Source organism: Massilia pseudoviolaceinigra, assembly GCF_030846505.1.
Classification (GTDB): domain Bacteria; phylum Pseudomonadota; class Gammaproteobacteria; order Burkholderiales; family Burkholderiaceae_D; genus Telluria_A; species Telluria_A violaceinigra.
In genome coordinates, this window is the sequence record NZ_JAVCWL010000023.1 from 117572 (window position 1) to 136877 (window position 19306).

At 65.4% G+C, this 19306-nt stretch carries 12 protein-coding genes; 10 read left to right on the forward strand and 2 right to left on the reverse strand.

Annotated elements, in window-relative coordinates; translation table 11 throughout:
* The first annotated feature begins 99 nt into the window (after window positions 1-99).
* From RBA40_RS22045 to RBA40_RS22070, 6 genes are all read left to right on the forward strand, one after another.
* Window positions 100-2442, forward strand: coding sequence for a M1 family metallopeptidase (locus tag RBA40_RS22045; RefSeq protein ID WP_306649961.1), 2343 nt, complete (start codon window positions 100-102; stop codon window positions 2440-2442).
* A gap of 51 nt (window positions 2443-2493) precedes the next feature.
* A complete protein-coding gene (locus RBA40_RS22050; protein WP_306649962.1) occupies window positions 2494-4863 on the forward strand; it encodes a M1 family metallopeptidase in 2370 nt (789 codons plus the stop codon).
* On the forward strand, window positions 4860-5345 hold the full coding sequence (locus RBA40_RS22055; protein WP_306649964.1) for a DUF6702 family protein: 486 nt from the start codon (window positions 4860-4862) through the stop codon (window positions 5343-5345). The genes RBA40_RS22050 and RBA40_RS22055 overlap by 4 nt, the downstream gene beginning before the upstream one ends.
* A gap of 3 nt (window positions 5346-5348) precedes the next feature.
* The gene (locus tag RBA40_RS22060) at window positions 5349-7358 is read left to right on the forward strand and encodes a TonB-dependent receptor (RefSeq protein ID WP_306649966.1); all 2010 of its coding nucleotides are present in this window, start codon (window positions 5349-5351) and stop codon (window positions 7356-7358) included.
* A gap of 46 nt (window positions 7359-7404) precedes the next feature.
* Window positions 7405-8142, forward strand: a complete 738-nt coding sequence (locus RBA40_RS22065) for a 2OG-Fe dioxygenase family protein (RefSeq protein ID WP_306649968.1) — start codon at window positions 7405-7407, stop codon at window positions 8140-8142.
* Between the two features lie 95 nt (window positions 8143-8237).
* Window positions 8238-9596 (forward strand): hybrid sensor histidine kinase/response regulator, encoded by a 1359-nt coding sequence (locus tag RBA40_RS22070; RefSeq protein WP_306649970.1) that lies wholly within the window; start codon window positions 8238-8240, stop codon window positions 9594-9596.
* A 305-nt stretch (window positions 9597-9901) separates the two neighbouring features.
* On the opposite strand, the gene RBA40_RS22075 is transcribed toward RBA40_RS22070, so the two are convergent.
* Together RBA40_RS22075 and RBA40_RS22080 are read right to left on the reverse strand one after the other, a co-directional pair.
* Window positions 9902-11134, reverse strand: a complete 1233-nt coding sequence (locus RBA40_RS22075; protein WP_306649971.1) for a DUF1501 domain-containing protein — start codon at window positions 11132-11134, stop codon at window positions 9902-9904.
* Between the two features lie 14 nt (window positions 11135-11148).
* The gene (locus tag RBA40_RS22080) at window positions 11149-12663 is read right to left on the reverse strand and encodes a DUF1800 domain-containing protein (protein WP_306649972.1); all 1515 of its coding nucleotides are present in this window, start codon (window positions 12661-12663) and stop codon (window positions 11149-11151) included.
* Between the two features lie 191 nt (window positions 12664-12854).
* Here RBA40_RS22080 and RBA40_RS22085 point away from each other — a divergent pair, with 191 nt between their 5' ends.
* The 4 genes from RBA40_RS22085 to RBA40_RS22100 are packed head-to-tail and all read left to right on the forward strand — an operon-like array spanning window position 12855 to window position 19291.
* The gene (locus RBA40_RS22085) at window positions 12855-13571 is read left to right on the forward strand and encodes a CerR family C-terminal domain-containing protein (protein WP_306649974.1); all 717 of its coding nucleotides are present in this window, start codon (window positions 12855-12857) and stop codon (window positions 13569-13571) included.
* Entirely contained in the window at window positions 13568-14950 is a 1383-nt protein-coding gene (locus RBA40_RS22090) for an efflux transporter outer membrane subunit (protein ID WP_306649975.1), read from the forward strand. Before RBA40_RS22085 ends, RBA40_RS22090 begins: the two co-directional genes overlap by 4 nt.
* Before the next feature lie 30 nt (window positions 14951-14980).
* Window positions 14981-16162, forward strand: a complete 1182-nt coding sequence (locus tag RBA40_RS22095; protein ID WP_374710533.1) for an efflux RND transporter periplasmic adaptor subunit — start codon at window positions 14981-14983, stop codon at window positions 16160-16162.
* A 9-nt stretch (window positions 16163-16171) separates the two neighbouring features.
* On the forward strand, window positions 16172-19291 hold the full coding sequence (locus tag RBA40_RS22100; RefSeq protein WP_306649977.1) for an efflux RND transporter permease subunit: 3120 nt from the start codon (window positions 16172-16174) through the stop codon (window positions 19289-19291).
* Window positions 19292-19306 lie beyond the last annotated feature (15 nt).

Genomic DNA, 19306 nt, shown 5'->3' on the forward strand with positions numbered 1-19306 from the left:
CGCGTGTATGTTTCAGGTTTTTTACAATTCCCTGAAACAATTGACTAATCGGTACGTTTAGAATACTTCCTCTTTTTCACGAGAAAAGTCAGAGACAACATGATCCGTATCCCGGTGAGCCTAGCGGCTTTGTTCTTCGTGTCGGGCATCGCCTCGGCCGCCGAACCGTTCGACGACAAGTTCCGCCAGCTCGAGGAAGTGCTGCCGACGCCGAACACGATCCGCAACGCGGCCGGCGCTCCCGGGCACGCCTACTGGCAGCAGCGCGCCGACTACACGATCCGCGCGCGCCTCGATGAAAACAAGCGCACCATCAGCGCGACCGAAACGGTCACGTACTACAACAACTCGCCCGACACCCTGACTTACCTGTGGGTGCAGCTGGACCAGAATATCTTCAAGCCCGATTCGGACGCGCGCATGTCGGCCACGGTGGCCTCGCGCGACGCCTGGGCCAAGGCGCGCAGCGACGAAGACGGCATGCGCTTCGATGGCATGCGCTCGCTGCTCGAAAGCCCCGGCTTCGAGGGCGGCTTCACCATCGGCGCGGTCAAGGGCGCGGACGGCAAGCCGCTGCGCTACACGATCAACAAGACCATGATGCGGATCGACCTGCCGCAGCCGATGAAGCCGGGCGCGCGTCTGTCGTTCCACATCGACTTCAGCTTCAATATCAACGACGCCAAGGTCCAGGGCGGGCGCACCGGTTACGAAAAATTCGACGACAAGAACGACCTGTTCGAAATCGCCCACTGGTTCCCGCGCATGGCCGCCTATTACGACGTGTATGGCTGGCAGCACAAGCAGTTCCTCGGCGCTGGCGAATTCACGCTGGAATTCGGCGACTACGACGTACAGCTGACCGTCCCGGCCGACCATATCGTGGCCAGCACGGGCGAACTGCAAAACCCGGGCGAGGTGCTGACGGCGACCCAGCGCGAGCGCCTGAAAAAGGCCCGCACCAGCAACAAGCCCGTGATCATCGTCACCCAGCAGGAAGCCGAGGCGGCCGAGAAGTCGCGCGCCAGCGGTACCCGCACCTGGCACTACAAGGCGAAGAACGTGCGCGATTTCGCCTTCGCCAGCAGCCGCAAGTTCATCTGGGACGCGCAAGGCTACAAGAAGGGCGGCACCGATACGATGGCCATGTCGTACTACCCGAAAGAGGGCAATCCGCTGTGGGAAAAGTATTCGACCCAGGCGATCGTCCACACCATCGAACAGTACAACAAGTATTCGCTGGACTATCCGTATCCGGCGGCGATTTCGGTCAATGGCCCGATCGGCGGCATGGAGTACCCGATGATTTCGTTTAACGGTCCGCGCCCGACTAAGGACAAGAAGACCGGTGAACTGACTTACTCGAAACGCACCAAGTATGGCCTGATCGGGGTGATCATCCACGAGGTGGGGCACAACTACTTCCCGATGATCGTCAACTCCGACGAGCGCCAGTGGACCTGGATGGATGAGGGCCTGAACACGTTCATCCAGGGCCTGGCGCAGAACGCGTGGGAAGAAAACTACCCGCACTCGCGCGGCGAAGCGCGCACCATCGTCGACTACATGCGCAGCAAGAACCAGGTGCCGATCATGACCAATTCCGAGTCGCTGCTGCAGTTCGGGAACAACGCCTACGCCAAGCCGGCGGCAGCGCTGAACGTGCTGCGCGAGACGGTGCTGGGGCGCGAGCTGTTCGATTTTGCGTTCCGCGAGTATGCGCAGCGCTGGAAGTTCAAGCGCCCGACGCCGTCGGACTTTTTCCGCACCATGGAAGACGCTTCCGGCACGGACCTCGACTGGTTCTGGCGCGGCTGGTTCTACACCACCGACGCGGTCGACGTGAGCGTGGACGGCATGACCGAATACGGCGTGAGCACCAAGAATCCGGGGATCGAAAAGGCGTGGAAAAAGGCGCAGAAGGATGCCGAGCCGGTATCGGTGACGGCCCAGCGCGACAAGGGCACGCCGCGCCGCGTCGATGCGCATCCGGAACTGAAGGACTTCTACAACGAGCATGACGACTTCACCGTCACCAACAAGGACCGGAACAAGTACAGCGAGGCGGTCGAGGGCCTGGAAGACTGGGAAAAAGCGCTGCTCGCCAAAGGCAAGCATTTGTATCTGGTCGACTTTTCCAATGTGGGCGGGCTGGTGACGCCGCTGGTGCTCGACATCGAACTCAAGTCCGGCAAAAAATACATCGAGCGCATTCCCGCGGAAGTATGGCGCTATTCGTCAAAGAAGATCACGAAGCTGATCGTCACCGATGAACCGATGGTGGGCCTGACCCAGGACCCGTACTGGGAAACGGCCGATATCGACAACAGCAACAACGCCTGGCCACGCAAGATCACGCCATCGCGCCTGGAGCTGTTCAAGACCGACCGCACCAAGGACGACCTGATGAAGGACTTCAACACGCCGTTGAAAACCAAGTAGCACCGGCGGGCGCGACCGCGTGCCCGCCCTTTCGCACTGAATGGCCGCACAATGATCATCAAACACCTTTGCCTGGCCCTGGCCGCGTGCCTCGCCTGTTCGGTCGCGGCGGCTCAGCCTTTTGAGGACAAGTTCCGCCAGCTCGACGAGCTGTTGCCCACGCCCGGCATTACGCGCACCGCGTCCGGCTCGCCCGGCCACGCCTACTGGCAGCAGCGCGCCGACTACAAGCTGCGCGCCACGCTCGACGAAGCGAAGCGCCGCATCGACGGCGCCGGCACGGTCACGTACCACAACAATTCGCCGGACACGCTGTCCTACCTGTGGGTGCAGCTGGACCAGAACATGTTCCGCGCCGATTCGGACAACCGTGCCATCGCCACCGTGCCGTCGCGCGAGGCGTGGGCCAAGGCGACCGAGGCGGACGGCATGAAGTTCGAGGCGATGCGCTTCATCGTCGAGAGCCGCGGTTTCGACGGCGGCTTTAATATCACCGGCCTGACCGATGCCGGCGGCCAGCCGCTCAGGTACACGATCAACAAAACCATGATGCGGATCGACCTGCCGCAGCCAATGAAGCCGGGCACGCGCTTTTCGTTCAGGATGGCGTGGAATTTCAATATCCCCGAAATGAATGTGCTGGGGCGCCGCTCCGGTTACGAAAAATTCGAGGAAGACAAGAACGATCTGTTCGAGGTCGCGCAGTGGTATCCGCGCATGGCGGCCTACTACGATGCGGCCGGGTGGCAGAACAAGCAGTACCTGGGCGACGGCGAATTCACGCTCGAATTCGGCGACTACGACATCGAACTGACCGTCCCGGCCGACCATATCGTGGCCAGCACGGGCGAGCTGCAAAATCCGGGCGCTGTGCTGACCGCGACCCAGCGCGAGCGCCTGAAAAAGGCTCGCACCAGCAGCAAACCGGTGCTCATCGTCACCCAGAACGAAGCGGAAGCGGCCGAAAAGACGCGCAGCAGCGCCAGCAAGACCTGGCACTACAAGGCAGCCAACGTGCGCGATTTCGCCTTTGCCAGCAGCCGAAAGTTCATCTGGGATGCGCAGGGCTACAAGAAGGGCGGCACCGACGTGATCGCGATGTCTTACTATCCCAAGGAAGGCAATCCGCTGTGGGAGCGCTATTCGACCCAGGCCATCGTCCACACCATCGAGCAGTACAACAAGTACGCCTTCGATTATCCGTATCCGATCGCCATTTCGGTCAACGGTCCGGTGGGCGGCATGGAATACCCGATGATTTCGTTTAACGGTCCGCGTCCGGTCAAGGACAAGAAGACCGGTGAACTGACCTACTCCAGGCGCACCAAGTATGGCCTGATCGGCGTGATCATCCATGAAGTGGGCCACAACTACTTCCCGATGATCGTCAACTCCGACGAGCGCCAGTGGACCTGGATGGACGAGGGCCTCAACAGCTTCCTGGAGTATCTGTCCGAGCGCGCCTGGGAAGAAGACTTCCCCGACACGCGCGGTGATCCGCGCGCCATCGTCGACTACATGCGCAGCAAGAACCAGGTGCCGGTGATGACCAACTCGGAATCAGTTCTCCAGCGTGGAAACAACGCTTACGCCAAGCCGGCCACCGCGCTGATCGTGCTGCGCGAAACGGTGCTCGGGCGCGAGCTGTTCGACTTCGCCTTCCGCGAATACGCGCAGCGCTGGAAGTTCAAGCGCCCTACCCCGGCCGATTTTTTCCGCACCATGGAAGATGCTTCCGGCACGGACCTCGACTGGTTCTGGCGCGGCTGGTTCTACACGACCGACGCGGTGGACGTGAGCGTGGACGGCATCACCGAGTACGGCGTGAGCACCAAGAATCCGGAAATCGAGAAAGCCTGGAAAAAGGCGCGGAAGGATGCCGAGCCGGTGTCGGTGACGAGCCAGCGCGACAAGGGCACGCCGCGCCGTATCGATGCGCATCCGGAACTGAAGGACTTCTACAACGAACATGACGACTTCACCGTCACCAACAAGGACCGCAACAAGTACAGCGAGTCCATCGAGGGCCTGGAAGACTGGGAAAAGGCACTGCTCGCGCAGGGCAAGCATTTGTACCTGGTCGACTTTTCCAACCTGGGCGGGCTGGTGACGCCGCTGGTGCTCGACATCGAACTCAAGTCCGGCAAAAAATACATCGAGCGCATTCCGGCCGAAGTGTGGCGCTACTCGTCGAAGAAGATCACGAAGCTGATCGTCACCGACGAACCGATGGTGGGCCTGACCCAGGACCCGTACTGGGAAACCGCCGACACGGACGTGAGCAACAACGCCTGGCCACGCAAGATCACGCCATCGCGCCTGGAGCTGTTCAAGACCGACCGCACCAAGGATGATCTGATGAAGGACTTCAACACACCGCTGAAACTCAAGGACGCCAAGGATAAAAAGGCGGCCCAATGATGCGGCGCCTCGTGCTCGGCGCGCTGCTGGCCGGCGCCTGCCTGGCTGCGCAGGCGCACCGCTTCCACGCCGGGATCACCGACATCTCGTTCAACCCGGGCACCGGCAGCATTGAAGTGGTCCACACTTACATGGCGCACGATATCGAGGCGCTGCTGGCCAATCTGTATCAGCGCCAGTTCGACCTCTCCGACCCGCAGGACGAAGCGGTGCTGCGCAAGTACGTCGACAAGCAGTTCTACCTGCTGGCCGCCGACAAATCGCGCCTGCCGCTGCGCTGGGTCGGCGTGACCACCAATGTGGAGAGCGTGGTGATTTATCAGGAAATCGAAAAGACGCCGCTGGCCAGCGCTGTGCGCGTGCACGATGAAGTTCTGTCCGATTTTTTGCCCGATCAGGTCAACACCGTCAACGTCAATCATGGCGGCAAAATCGGCACCCTCACCTTTGATCGCAACAAGACAGAACAGCTGCTTCCCTGACTCATGCACCACACCTGTCGCCTCACCCCTTTCGCCTTGTCCCTAATGCTGTGCCACCTGCCGGCGCGCGCCGACGACCTTGTGTTGCAGCGTGTGTTGATCGACGGCTCGCGCGCCAGCCAGCTGGGCATCGCCGATTCGGCCAATGCCGGCAGCGTCAATCAGAAGCAGCTGGAAATGCGCACCGTGTACCGCCCGGGCGAGCTGCTCGAAGCGGCGCCCGGGCTGGTCGCCACCCAGCATAGCGGCGAGGGCAAGGCCAACCAGTTCTTCCTGCGCGGTTTCAATCTCGATCATGGCACCGACCTGCGCACCACCGTCGACGACATGCCGGTCAACCAGCGCAGCCACGCCCATGGCCAGGGCTGGACCGACCTCAATTTCCTGATTCCCGAACTGGCGGCGCGCCTGGACTACCGCAAAGGCCCGTACTCGGCGCGCGACGGTGACTTTGCCTCGGCCGGCGCCGCGGCCATCACCTACGCCAACCGGCTGGCGCAAACGACCGCCAGCGCCAGCATCGGCCAGAATGGCTTTGCTAGAACCCTGCTGGCCGGCTCGCCCGACGCGCTCGCCGGCAACCTGCTGTACGCGCTGGAAGTGCTGCACAATGACGGCCCGTTCACCCGTCCGGACAACTACCGCAAGGTCAACGCCGTGCTGCGCTACAGCCAGGGCTACGCCAACAACGGTTTCAGCATCAGCGCCATGGCGTACCGCGCCGGCTGGAACGCGACCGATCAGATTCCCCAGCGCGCCATCGATAACGGCACGCTGGGACGCTTCGACGCCATCGACGACAGCGACGGCGGCCAGGCGCGCCGCTACAGCGTGTCAGGCGTGTGGCGCCGCACCGGCGCCGCCGAAGCGTCGAAGGTCAACGCCTACGTCATCCGCAACCAGCTCGATCTGTACTCGAACTTCACCTACTTCCTCAACGATCCGGTCAATGGCGACCAGTTCAGCCAGCCGGACCGGCGCGTGACCAGCGGCGTCGATGCGACCCACACCTGGCATGGCCACGGCACCGGGATCAATGCCGACCTGACCATCGGCCTGCAGCTCCAGAACGACAACATCTTCAATGGCTTGTACAACACACGCCGGCGCGAACGCCTCTCCACCACGCGCGAAGACCACGTGGTGGAATCGAGTCTTGGCCTGTTCGCGGAACACCAGGTGCGCTGGAGCGACAAGCTGCGCAGTGTGGCCGGCGTGCGCGCCGACACCTACCGCTTTTCCGCACGCGACGCCCTCGGCTTCGCACGCTCGCGCGACCGCCAGCTCAGTCCATCGCTGAACCTGATTCTCGGTCCGTGGGCGCAAACCGAGTGGTATCTGAATGCGGGCAATGGCTTTCACAGTAACGATGCGCGCGGCACGGTGGACCGGGTCGCCCCGGCACCGGGCCTGGCGCGCACGCGTGGGCTGGAGGCAGGCGTACGCAGCGAACTGCTGCCAAAACTGCAAAGCGCGCTGTCGCTGTACCGCCTCGACATCGACTCGGAACTGGTGTTCGTCGGCGACGCCGGCAACACCGAAGCCGGCCCCGCGAGCCGCCGTACCGGCATCGAGCTGTCGAACTACTACAAGCCGTTCAAATGGCTCGCGCTCGACCTCGACCTGGCGTTCGCCAAAGCCCGCGCGCGCGGCGTCGCCACGGGCGAGGACCGCATCGGCGCGGTCGAGGGCGTGGGCCAGTTCGCGCTGACGGTCGAGCGGGGTCCCTGGTCCGGCGCGCTGCGCCTGCGCTACGTGGGCGCGCGCCCGCTCATCGAAGACGACAGCGTGCGCGCGCCGGGCAGCACCACGATGAACGGCCGCATCGGCTACCGCCTCGCCAGCGGCCTGCTGCTCGAGATCGAAGGCTTCAACCTGACCAACCGGCGCAATGCGGCCATTGCCTATTATTATGAGTCGCGCCTGCGAAACGAAAGCGAAGCGCGCCAGGACGTGCACTTTCACCCCGCCGAATCGCGCTCGCTGCGGCTGACCCTTGTGAAGAAGTGGTGAGGGGCCGCCCCTGACGGCCTGCGGCAAAAAATGCTACGCTATCGGGATGACAACACACGCGCCACCTTTTACCGATATCGCCCAGCTCACCGACGCGCTGCGCGGCAGCGGCTACGCCCTGCTGCGCCCCGCCGACGTGGCCACCCTGGCTGGCTGCAGCCTCGATGAACTCAATACCCTGGTCGCCAGCTGGGACCAGCTCGCGCCCGACAACTACCTCAAGGACGGCGGCAATTACCGGCGCCGGCGCCACTCCTGCTTCATCCAGGATGGCGCCACGCTGACCCAGACCGCGCATCGCGCGCACTGGCAGCCGGTCGAATACAACGCGCTGCACGGCGGCATGCACCGCCTGTTCGAGCCGGTCGATCCGGCCACGGTGGCGCTGCCCGCGTGGGGCAAGCTGCTGCGCGCACTGGGCGACGCCTGCTCGCGCGTGCGTGCGGGCCATCCCTGGCATGTGGAAGCGCACCAGTTTCGCATCGATACGCTCGAAGGCATCGGCCGCCCTACCCCGGAAGGCGCGCACCGCGACGGCGTCGATTTCGTCGCCGTGCTGCTGGTCGGGCGCAGCCATATCAAGGGGGGCGAAACGCGCATTTTCCAGGCTGCGGGCCCGGACGGCAAGCGCTTCACCATGCTCGAACCGTGGACCCTGATCCTGCTCGACGACGCCACCGTGATTCACGAATCGACCCCGATCCAGCCCGACGGCGAGAACGGCCACCGCGACACCCTGGTGCTGACCTGGCGCACGGGAGGCTTCCAGGGCGACACGGAGTAAAAAACAGTGACATGATCGAGGCTGTAAATTTACCATGTCGCGCGACAAATCCGATATAGTCGTGTGAACGCAGCCGCCGTGCAAGGAGCCATGTTGTGGACTCGACGTACCAAATCCAGCCAGAAGAATTCGAGATACTGATCGTCGAAGACAGCCCGACCCAGGCCGAGCGCCTGCGACGTCTGATCCAGTCCAAGGCGTACCGGGTACGCGTGGCGCTCAACGGCCAGCTCGCCCTTGCCCTGATCCGCGAGCAAATGCCCGATCTGGTCCTGTCGGACATCATCATGCCCGAGATGGACGGCTACGAGTTATGCCGCACCATCAAGTCCGACCCGGCCCTGCGCGAGATACCGGTCATCCTGGTGACGGCGCTGAACGACCCCAAGGACATCATCCGCGGCATCGAGTGCGGCGCCGACAATTTCGTGCGCAAGCCCTACGCCGAGGATTACCTGCTCAGCAGGATCAGCCACATGCTGCTCAACCTGCGCCTGCGCGAAGGGCCGCCGCAAGAGGTGGAAGCGGGCATCGCGCTCTACCTCGGCAACCAGAAGCACTTCATCAACGCCGGGCGCCAGCAAATTCTGGACCTGCTCATTTCGACCTACGAGCAGGCGGTGCAGGTCAACAGCGAGCTGCAGGCGCGCGAGCGCCAGGTGATCGAACTCAATATGCGCCTGGCCCACCATGCGGCCGAACTGGAAACCATCAACCGCGAAATCGCGCTCAAGAATCTGGAGCTGGCCGAGGCGAGCCGCATGAAGTCGGCCTTCATCGCCAATATGTCGCATGAGCTGCGCACCCCGCTTAATGCCATCATTGGCTTTACCGGGGCGCTGCTGATGAAGCTTCCGGGGCCGCTCACGCCCGACCAGGACAAGCAGCTCAACACCATCCGGTCGAGCGCGCGCCATCTGCTCTCGCTGATCAACGACATTCTCGATGTCGCCAAGATCGAGGCCGGCAAGGTGACCCTGGCGCTGGAGCGGGTGCAGTGCCAGGACCTGCTGAACCATACGGCCGACACCCTGCGTCCGCTGGCGGCGCAAAAGGGGCTGGCGCTGTCGGTGGAACTGCCGGGCGAGGCGATCGTGATCGATTCGGACCGGCGCGCCCTGACCCAGATCATTATCAACCTGGTTAATAACGCGATCAAGTTTACGGACCAGGGAACGGTGAAAGTAGCGCTTTCGCAACGGCTCGATGCGAGCCAGCTGCTCACGGAGTTCAGCGTGACCGACAGCGGGGCTGGCATCAAGCCGGAAGACCAGTCCAAGCTGTTCCAGGCATTTTCGCAGCTCGATTCGACCTCGACCCGGCATGCCGAGGGCGCCGGACTGGGGCTGTACCTGTGCCAGAACCTGGCCAATCTCCTCGGCGGCAACCTCTATTTCACCAGCGACTACGGCACCGGCAGCACCTTCACCCTCGCCCTGCGCGAAAAACGCTAAAGCCCGTATGCGCGTCAGCGCACTTGCATAATCCTTAGATCCTTCATTCCCGCGCAGGTGGGAAGTCATTTCTACCAATGGCAGAAATGACGGATTGCGGTGTGCGGTCAATGAAAAGGGAGGGGCACGGCCCAATATTCCCCATCGATTCGACGCCAACAAAAAAACGCCCGCTACCTTGACGGTGCGGGCGGCAATCCAATCTTCGGAGAAAACTGGAGGAGACAAATCCACTATATTCTTATTTATGGTGCACTGCAATACGGTATTTCTACTGTGTTGCTCCATGGATACAAATATTCTGCTTATGCCTGGAATAATTGAAACCCCGGCGCTTTGCGCGGCATGTCCGGGAACAAGCGCGCCAGTTGCCTGTCGGGTAAGCCCAGGTGTTTTTCCGCCACTTGCGCCAGCACCGAGCGAAAATCGGTCGTCACCGGCAGGTCGCGTCCTTCGTTGAGCGCATCGTCGCCCACGCCCTGCCAGTCGCCGTACACCTTGCCGCCCGCAACCTTCCCGCCGAGCAGCCACATCGCGTTGCCATGGCCATGATCGGTGCCGGCGTTGCCGTTCTGGCGCGCGGTGCGGCCAAATTCCGACATCACGATGATGCTCGTGTGCGCGAACATCGGGCCAAGACGCTGCGCCAGCGTGGCCAGCCCCAGTCCCAGCGGCGCAAGCCGGTTGGCCAGCTGGCCGGTCGCGGCGCCCTGGTTGGCATGCGTGTCCCATCCACCGAGCGCGATGAAGGCGACCTGCATGCGCGGATCGCCCCGCATCAGGCCCGCCAGCCGCGCCGCATCGTCGGGAAAGCCATTGGGCAGCGGCGCCCCGTTGTCGGCGGCCTGCATCTCCTGGCTCATCGCCGCCTGCAGGACTTCCTTGTGCGCGGCCCGGCCCTCGCCGTAGGCCCGTCCGAACCGCGCATGGCCGCCATAGAGCTGGTCGAACACGGCGCCCACCGCCGGGCGGTCGAGGATATCGGCACGGGTTCCGCCAGCGCCATTGGGCAGGTTGATGGCCGGCGCCGCCCCGCTCAGGATGCGCGGCATGAGCGGGCCGATGCTCATCGCGCGGCTCGCCGTCGAGTCCCCCGGCAGCGCCGCCACCAGCCGGTTCATCCAGCCGTCCGGCGTGTTCTTGCGCCCCGGCGTGGCGTTCTCCATATAGATCTGCGCGTCGAAGTGCGAGCGGCTGTCGTCGGGCGAGCCGCTGGCGTGCACGAACGCGAGCTGCCTTTGCCGCCACAGCGGCAGCAGCGGCGCGAGCGCGGGATGCAGGCCGAAGTAGCCGTCTAGCTCGAGCGCGCCGCCTTCCGCTCCCGGCAATTCGAGGCCGATGGTGGGGCGCAGGCGCCGGTAATTCGGGTCGCCCACCGGCGCCACCACGTTCAGGCCATCGACAGCGCCGCGCAGCATCACGACGATCAGTTTCTGGAGCGTGGCGCTCTCGCCGCTGGCGGCCCAGGCGCTGCGCCCGACCGGCACCAGCAGGCTTGCGCCCAGCGCCATCGAGGATAAAAAGTCTCTGCGTTGCATGGATGTTCCTTCGCTTAGCGCTGCATGAAATCTGGGCCGCCGAGCAGCATCGCCGCCCGCAGCGCGATGGGACTGGCCGCGACCATGTCCCGGGTGCGTGCCGATACGCTGGCGCCGAGCGTCGACTCGAGCTGCTGCGGATCGAGCGGCGCCGGCGTCACCGAGCTGGCCGCCTGCAGCGGCGCCGGCTGCGCACCCGCCCCCAGCGGCAGGCGTCCCGCGCCGAGCGCCGTGGCGAATACGATGCGCCGGGTCAGCGCATGGGGATTCATCCAGGCCGCCTCGGTATTCTTGTATCCATCCGGGGTCTGGCAGCCGTACAGCGGCATGCCGAGCTGGCTCATGGTGCCGAGCAGCGGTCCGATGTCGCCCAGCGGCGCGGCACTGGCGCGCGCCGCCGACACCACGTATTGATACGGGGTCTTGAACTTGGCGCCGACGCTGGCCGGCGCCATGAATTCATCGCTGGCGAACAGCACGCGCAGCACGGCGCGGATGTCGCCGTCACTGGCCTGCCAGGTGCGCGCCATGCGTTCGACCAGCGCCGGCGGCGGCTCGTCCTGCACGAAGTACTGGGCCAGCTTGTAGCTCAGGTGGCGCGCCGTGGCCGGATGGACGGCCAGCACGTCGAGCGCCATTTCGCCTTCGGCCTGGCCCTGCGCCGGCACCGCGCGTCCGAGCCAGGTCTTGGCGCCCTGGTCGTGGCGGCGCGGATCGAAGCGGAAGAGCTGGTCCTCGCCGATCAGGGCGCGCTGGTTGAAAGTCCAGCCGGTGAACATGCGCGCCAGTTCCGTCACGTCGCGCTGGGTGTAGCCGCCGTCGACGCCGAGCGTGTGCAGCTCCATCAGTTCGCGCGCGTAGTTTTCGTTCAGGCCGCGCGGCCTGCCCTTTCCACTCGCTTTGGCGCTCGCCGGTGCGGGAGCGGCCGACAGGTAGTTGTCGAGGTAGTACAGCATGGCCGGATGCCTGGCGGTGGCGCCGAGCAGCTGACGGAAGGAGCCGAACACGTAAGGCCGGATCGCATCGCGCTCGTAGCTGGCAACCAGGGCCTGCACGCTGCCCTTGGACGCGGCCACGTTGAAGTGGTTGAACCAGAAATCGACCATCACTTCCTCCAGCTGGCGCGGACTCTGGATGGCGCGCAGCAGGCGCGCTTCGGCCGTCTCGCGGGCGATGCGGGCCACCCGCGCGCGCCGCTGTGCCAGCGCGGCTGGCGCCTCGTCGCGCGCATTGCGGCGCGCTTCCTCGAATTCGCCCAGGGTCTTGCCGGCGCTGCGGTTGGGCGTTTCCAGGGCGGCCAGGCGCTCGTCCAGCGCGGCCGGCCAGGCAAGCGCCGCCGGTTCGAGCTGGCTGTCGATATAGGCGCGCACGCCGCTGCGGGTCACGCGTTCGAGGTCCCCCGGCGCGGGCCCGAAAGCGATCCGGTTAAGCACATGCGCGGCGGCCTGTGCCGCGGGCAGCGGCAGCGGGTCGGCGCGCGCCGTCACCAGCGTGGCGGCGGCGAACAGGGCGAGCAAGGTCGGTTTCATGGGCAGGCCGATCGAAAAATGGCAGGGAACGTCCCCGCCTTACAGGTATTGCGCCCGAACCGGCGAAAAGTTCCCGTTAATTCATATGCAAGGTAGTCCACAATGTAACCCGAATGTAAAGTTGCGGCCGTTTAGTTAAAACGAGCGCTTTAGTTATATCAATCGTTTGATTTTCGTGATTAAATCGCGGGATGGAAAAAACACCGACTTTACTGGCCGACGATGCGCGCCGCACGCGCTCGGACGGCGCCCAGTCGCGCGAGCGGCTGCTGCTGACGGCAATCCGCCTGTTCGCCGAGCAGGGTTTCGCCAAAACCTCCACCCGCGAGATTGCTCTGGCCGCCGGCACCAACATCGCCTCGATCAGTTACTACTTCGGCGACAAGGCGGGCCTGTACCGCGCCGCCTTCACCGAGCCGTCGCCCAGCTGCGACCATAACACCGACCTGTTTACCTCGCCCGACGCCACCTTGCGCGAAACGCTGGAGAGCTTCTACGGCGTCATGATGGCCGACCTGAAACGCGGCGACCTGGCGCGCCTGTCGATGCGGCTGTGGTTTCGCGAAATGCTCGAACCGACCGGCATATGGGCCGAGGAAATCGACAACGGCATCAAGCCGGCCCACGCGGCGCTGGTGATGGTGCTGGGACGCCATCTGGGCATGCCCGCGCCGGACGACGACGTGCTGCGCCTGGCCTTCTCGCTGGTCGGCTTGGCGGTGCAATTGATGGTCACGCGCGACGTGATCGACCGCATCAACCCTCACCTGCTGGAAAACGACGCCGCCATCGATGCCTGGATGGCGCGCCTGGTCGACTACGGCGAGGCGATGGTCAACGCCGAACTGGCGCGCCGCAAGGCCGGCGCCGTACAACCGATTACAAAGCCACGAAAGAAGAAAGCATGAAGATAGTCCATGTACTGAGTGCGGCGCTGCTGCCGCTGACGCTGGGAGCGTGCGCGCTGGCGCCGCCAAGCAAGACCGAGGCGCCGGTGGCGCCGCAATGGCAGGCGCCGCTGCCGCACAACGGCAGCCTGACCGATCTCTCCAGCTGGTGGCGCCAGCAGGGCGATGCGCTGCTGGTGCAGCTGGTCGAGGCGGCGCAGACGGCCAGTCCCAACGTGGCCACGGCGCGTTCGCGCATCGCCCAGTCGCGCGCCGACCGCATCGCGGCCGGCGCCGCGCTGGCGCCGTCGCTGGACGCGAGCGTGAGCGTGAGCCGCGCCAACCAGCAAAGCACCCTGCCCGGCGGCACCACCAGCCAGGCGGGCCTGGAAAGCACCTGGGAGATCGACCTGTTCGGCGGCGGCCGCGCCACCCGCAACGCGAGCGAGGAACGCCTGGCCGGCGCGCGCGCCAGCTGGCATGACGCGCGCGTGGCGGTGGCGGCCGAAGTGGCCAACCAGTATTACAGCCTGCGCGCGTGCGAGCAGTTGCTGGCGGTGGCCCGGCTCGACGCCGCCTCGCGCGAAGACACCGCCCGCCTGACCGGCCTGTCGGCCGATGCCGGCTTCCAGGCCCCCGCCACGGCGGCCCTGGCCCGCGCCAGCGCGGCCGAAGGCAAGAGCCGCGCCACCTTGCAGCGCGCCTTGTGCGATATCGATATCAAGACCCTGGTGGCCTTGACGGCGATCGACGAGCCGGACCTGCGCGCGCGCCTGCTGGCCAGCACGCCGGTCGCGCCGCCGCCGCTGGGCATCGCGGCCCTGCCGGCGCAGGTGCTGGCCCAGCGTCCCGACGTGTTCACAGCCGAACGCGAAGTGGCGGCGGCCAGCTTCGACGTGGGCAGCGCGCAGGCGCAGCGCTATCCGCGCCTGGCGCTGAGAGGCTCGATCGGCGCGGCGAATTTTCGCAGCGGCGGCGAGAACACCCAGCTCGACACCTGGACCATCGGCCCGCTGGCGCTGACGCTGCCGATCTTCGATGGCGGCAGGCGCAGCGCCAACGTGGACGCGGCCAAGGCACGCTACGAAGCGGCCGTGGTGTCGTACCGCGCCAGCGCGCGGCGCGCCGTCAGTGAGGTCGAGCAGGCGCTGGTGAACCTGAACAGCGCAGCCGACCGCGGCGGCGACGCGCAAGTGGCGCTCGACGGCTACCGCGCAGCCTTCCGCGCCGCCGAAGACCGCTACAAGAATGGGCTGGGCAGCCTGCTCGAACTGGAAGACGCGCGCCGCACCCGCCTGGCCGCCGAGAACGCGGTCGTGACCCTGGAGCGCGAACGCAGCGCCGCCTCCGTCGCGTTGTACCGCGCCGCCGGCGGCGGCTGGACCGCTGCCTCGAACTGACCGCCCCGACACGACTACGGATAGAACACCATGAAAAACAATACCCCCTACACTTTGAAAAACCTGAAACTCAAACCGGCCGCCGCGCTGGTGATCGGCACCCTGGTGCTGGCGACCGGCAGCCTGATGGCCGTCTCGTCCAATTCGGTCGCAGCCGACGACAAGAAAGACGCGGCGCCGAAACCGGCGCTGACGGTGACCACCACCAAGCCGTCGGCGGCCACGCTGGCCATCAAGCTGGGCGCCAACGGCAACGTGGCCGCCTGGCAGGAAGCGGTGATTGGCAGCGAGTCGGGCGGGCTGCGCCTGACCGACGTGAAAGTCAACGTCGGCGACGTGGTCAGGAAGGGCCAGGTACTGGCCGTATTCTCGGCCGATACCGTCAACGCCGACGTGGCGCAGGCGCGCGCCGGCTTGCTCGAAGCGGAAGCGAATGCCGCCGAAGCGGTGGCCAATGCAGCCCGCGCGCGCACGCTGGAAACCTCGGGCGCGCTGTCGGCCCAGCAGATCAGCCAGTACAAGACGGCCGAGCAGACCGCCAAGGCCCGCATCGCCTCGGCCAGGGCGGCCCTGTCGTCGCAGCAGCTGCGCCTGAAATACACGCAGGTGGTCGCGCCCGACGACGGCGTGATCTCGGCGCGCGCGGCCACCGTGGGCTCGGTGGTGGGCGTGGGCACGGAACTGTTCCGCATGATCCGCCAGGGCCGCCTGGAATGGCGCGCCGAAGTCACGGCGGCCGAACTGGCGCGCATCAAGCCCGGCACCAGCGCCGTGGTCAAGGCGGCCAATGGCAGCGAGCTGACCGGCAAGGTGCGCATGATCGCGCCGACCATCGATCCGCAGACCCGCTCCGCGCTGGTGTATGTGGACCTGCCCTCGGCTACGGCGACCACCAGCGCCAACGCGCCGTTCAAGGCCGGCATGTTCGCCAGCGGCCAGTTCGAGCTGGGCACCTCGGACGCCATGACCGTGCCGCAGCAGGCCGTGGTGGTGCGCGATGGCTTCAGCTACGTGTTCCGCCTGAACCAGGACGGGCGCGTCAGCCAGCTCAAGGTGCAGGCGGGACGGCGCCTGGGCGAGCGCATCGAAGTGACCAAGGGCTTGACGGCCGAGTCGCTGGTCGTGGTCAGCGGCGCGGGCTTTTTGAATGACGGCGATCTGGTACGCAACGTGCCTGCCGCGGCCTCGGCCCCGGCCAGCGCCGCCAAATAAGGAACCTTCATGAATTTTTCATCCCTATCAATCAAGAACCCGATACCGGCGATCATGCTGTTCGCGTTGCTGACCCTGGCCGGCCTGCTGGCCTACAAGGCCAACGCGGTGCAGGATTTCCCGGATATCGAACTGCCGATCGTCACCGTCACCGCCACGCTCGACGGCGCCGCGCCGGCGCAGCTGGAAACGGAAGTGGCGCGCAAGATCGAGGATTCGGTCGCCACGCTGCAAGGCGTGAAGAACATCTACACCAAGGTGCTCGATGGCGTGGCCACCGTGACGGTCGAATTTGTCCTCGAGAAGAATATCGCAGAAGGCGTGAACGACGTGCGCGATGCGGTGGCGCGGGTCAAGGCCGACCTGCCCGCCGAGATGCGCGACCCGACCGTGACCAAGGCCTCCACGGCCGGCCGCGTGATCATGACCTTTACCGCTAGCGCGGCGCCGGGCAAGGGCGGCGTGCCGCTGGACGACCAGGAACTGAGCTGGTTCGTCGACAATTCGGTCGCCAAGCGCCTGTTGAATGTACCTGGCGTGGGCGCGGTCAAGCGCGTCGGTGGCGTGTTCCGCGAGATCCGCGTGGAACTCGACGACGCCCGCATGGCCGCGCTGCAGGTAGCGGCGGTGGACGTATCGCGCCAGTTGCGCAGCGTGCAGCGCGAAGCGCCGGGCGGACGCGGTGACGTGAGTGGCGCCGAACAATCGGTGCGCACCATCGCCACCGTGCAGACGGCCGATCAGCTGGCGGCGATGGATATTCCGCTGCCGGACGGACGCCGCGTGCGCCTGGACCAGATCGCGACCGTGACCGACACCGTGGCCGAGCCGCGTTCGGTGGCCGAGCAGGATGGCAAGCGCGTGGTCGGCTTCGAGATTTTCCGCACCAAGGGCGCCAGCGAAATCGCGGTGGCCGAAGGCGCGCGCGCCGCCATCGCCGAGCTGCAGGCGGCGCATTCCAACGTGGCGATCAAGGAAGTGATCGACAACGCCCAACCGGTGCAGGAAAACTTCGACGGCTCGATGGAACTGCTGTACGAAGGCGCGATCCTGGCGGTGCTGGTTGTCTGGTGGTTCCTGCGCGACTGGCGCGCCACCCTGGTGGCCGCCGCCGCGCTGCCGCTGTCGGTGATTCCCGCTTTCCTGGGCCAGTACTGGTTCGGTTACACCCTCAACACCGTGACCCTGCTGTCGCTGGCGCTGGTGGTGGGGGTGCTGGTGGACGATGCGATCGTCGAGATCGAAAACATTTCGCGCCACCTGCGCATGGGGAAAAGCCCGATGCAGGCGGCCATGGAAGCGGCTGATGAAATCGGCATGGCGGTCATCGCCACCACCTTCGCGCTGGTCGCGGTATTCCTGCCGACCGCCTTCATGGGCGGCATTCCGGGCCTGTTCTTCAAGCAGTTCGGGTGGACCGCGGTGCTGGCGATCCTCGCTTCGCTGGTGGTGGCGCGTCTGCTCACGCCGATGATGGCGGCCTACATCCTCAAGGACTTGCCGCACGAAGAGGAAAAAGACGGCTGGATAATGCAGCGCTACATGGCGGCCATGAAGTGGTGCCTGAAACACCGCCTGGTGACGGCGATCGGCTCGGCCCTGTTCTTCGTCGGTTCGATCATGCTGGTGCCGCTGCTGCCGACCGGCTTCGTGCCGCCGGCCGACCGCGCCCAGACCATGATCAACGTCGAACTGCCGCCGGGTTCCACCCTGGCCGAGACGCGCGCGGTGGCCGAACGGGCCCGCGTGGCGGCGATGGAAGTGCCGGGCATCAAAGGCATTTTCAGTTCGATCGGCGGCGGTTCGAGCGGCGACGCGTTCGCTCCGGGCGCCTCGGCCGAAGCGCGGCGCGCGGTGCTGACCCTGACCACGCTGCACCGCAACGACCGCAAGGAATCGATGGACCAGCTGGAACGCCAGATCCGCACCAGGCTCGATCAGATCCCCGGCGCCAAATTCAACGTGGGCCCGCAAGATACCGGCGTGAAGATGCAGCTGGTGCTGCGCAGCGAAGATCCGGTGGCGCTGACCGGTGCGGCGCAGGCGGTGGAGCGCGAACTGCGCACGCTCAAGGGCATCGGCAACGTCAGTTCGAGCGCCTCGCTGGTGCGTCCGGAAATCATCGTGCGTCCTGACTTTGCCAAGGCGGCCGACATGGGCGTGACCGCGGCGGCCATCGGCGAGACGGTGCGCGTGGCCACCGCCGGCGACTACGACACGGCGCTGACCAAGATGAACCTGAGCGAGCGCCAGGTGCCGATCCGGGTCAAGCTGCCCGACGCGGTGCGGGCCGACCTGTCGGCCCTGGGACGGCTGACGGTGCCGGGCAAGAATGGCCCGGTCATGCTCGACAACGTCGCCAGTATCACGATGGAAAGCGGTCCGGCGCAGATCGACCGCCTCAATCGCAGCCGCAACGTCACCCTGGAAGTGGAGCTGTCGGGCCGCTCGCTGGGCGAAGTCAATGAAGAAGCGCGCAAGCTGCCATCGATGCAGAACCTGCCGGCGTCGGTGAAGATCGCCGAACTGGGCGACGCCCAGGAGATGCAGGCGCTGTTCGCCAGCTTCGGCCTGGCGATGCTGATCGGGGTGCTGTGCATCTACGGCGTGCTGGTGCTGCTGTTCAAGGACTTCATGCAGCCGATTACCATTCTGGCGGCGCTGCCGCTGTCGATCGGCGGCGCCTTCGTGGCCCTGCTGTTGACCGGCAAAGCGCTGTCGATGCCATCGATGATCGGCCTGATCATGCTGATGGGGATCGTGACCAAGAACTCGATCCTGCTGGTCGATTATGCGATCCTGGCGCGCCAGGCCGGCATGGAACGGTTCGAGGCGCTGGTCGACGCTTGCCACAAGCGCAGCCGCCCGATCATCATGACCACCATCGCCATGGGCGCCGGCATGATGCCGCTGGCACTGGGCTGGGGCGCCGACCCGAGCTTCCGCTCGCCGATGGCGATTGCCGTGATCGGCGGACTGATCACGTCGACCTTGCTCAGCCTGCTGGTGGTACCGGCGGTGTTCACCTACATCGATGACCTGGAGCACTTGCTCAAGCGCGGCATGCGCTATCTGCGCCGCGACAAGGGCAGCGCCCGCAGCACGGCGGCGGTGGAGGTGATGAAGTAAGCCACGTTCCAGCGG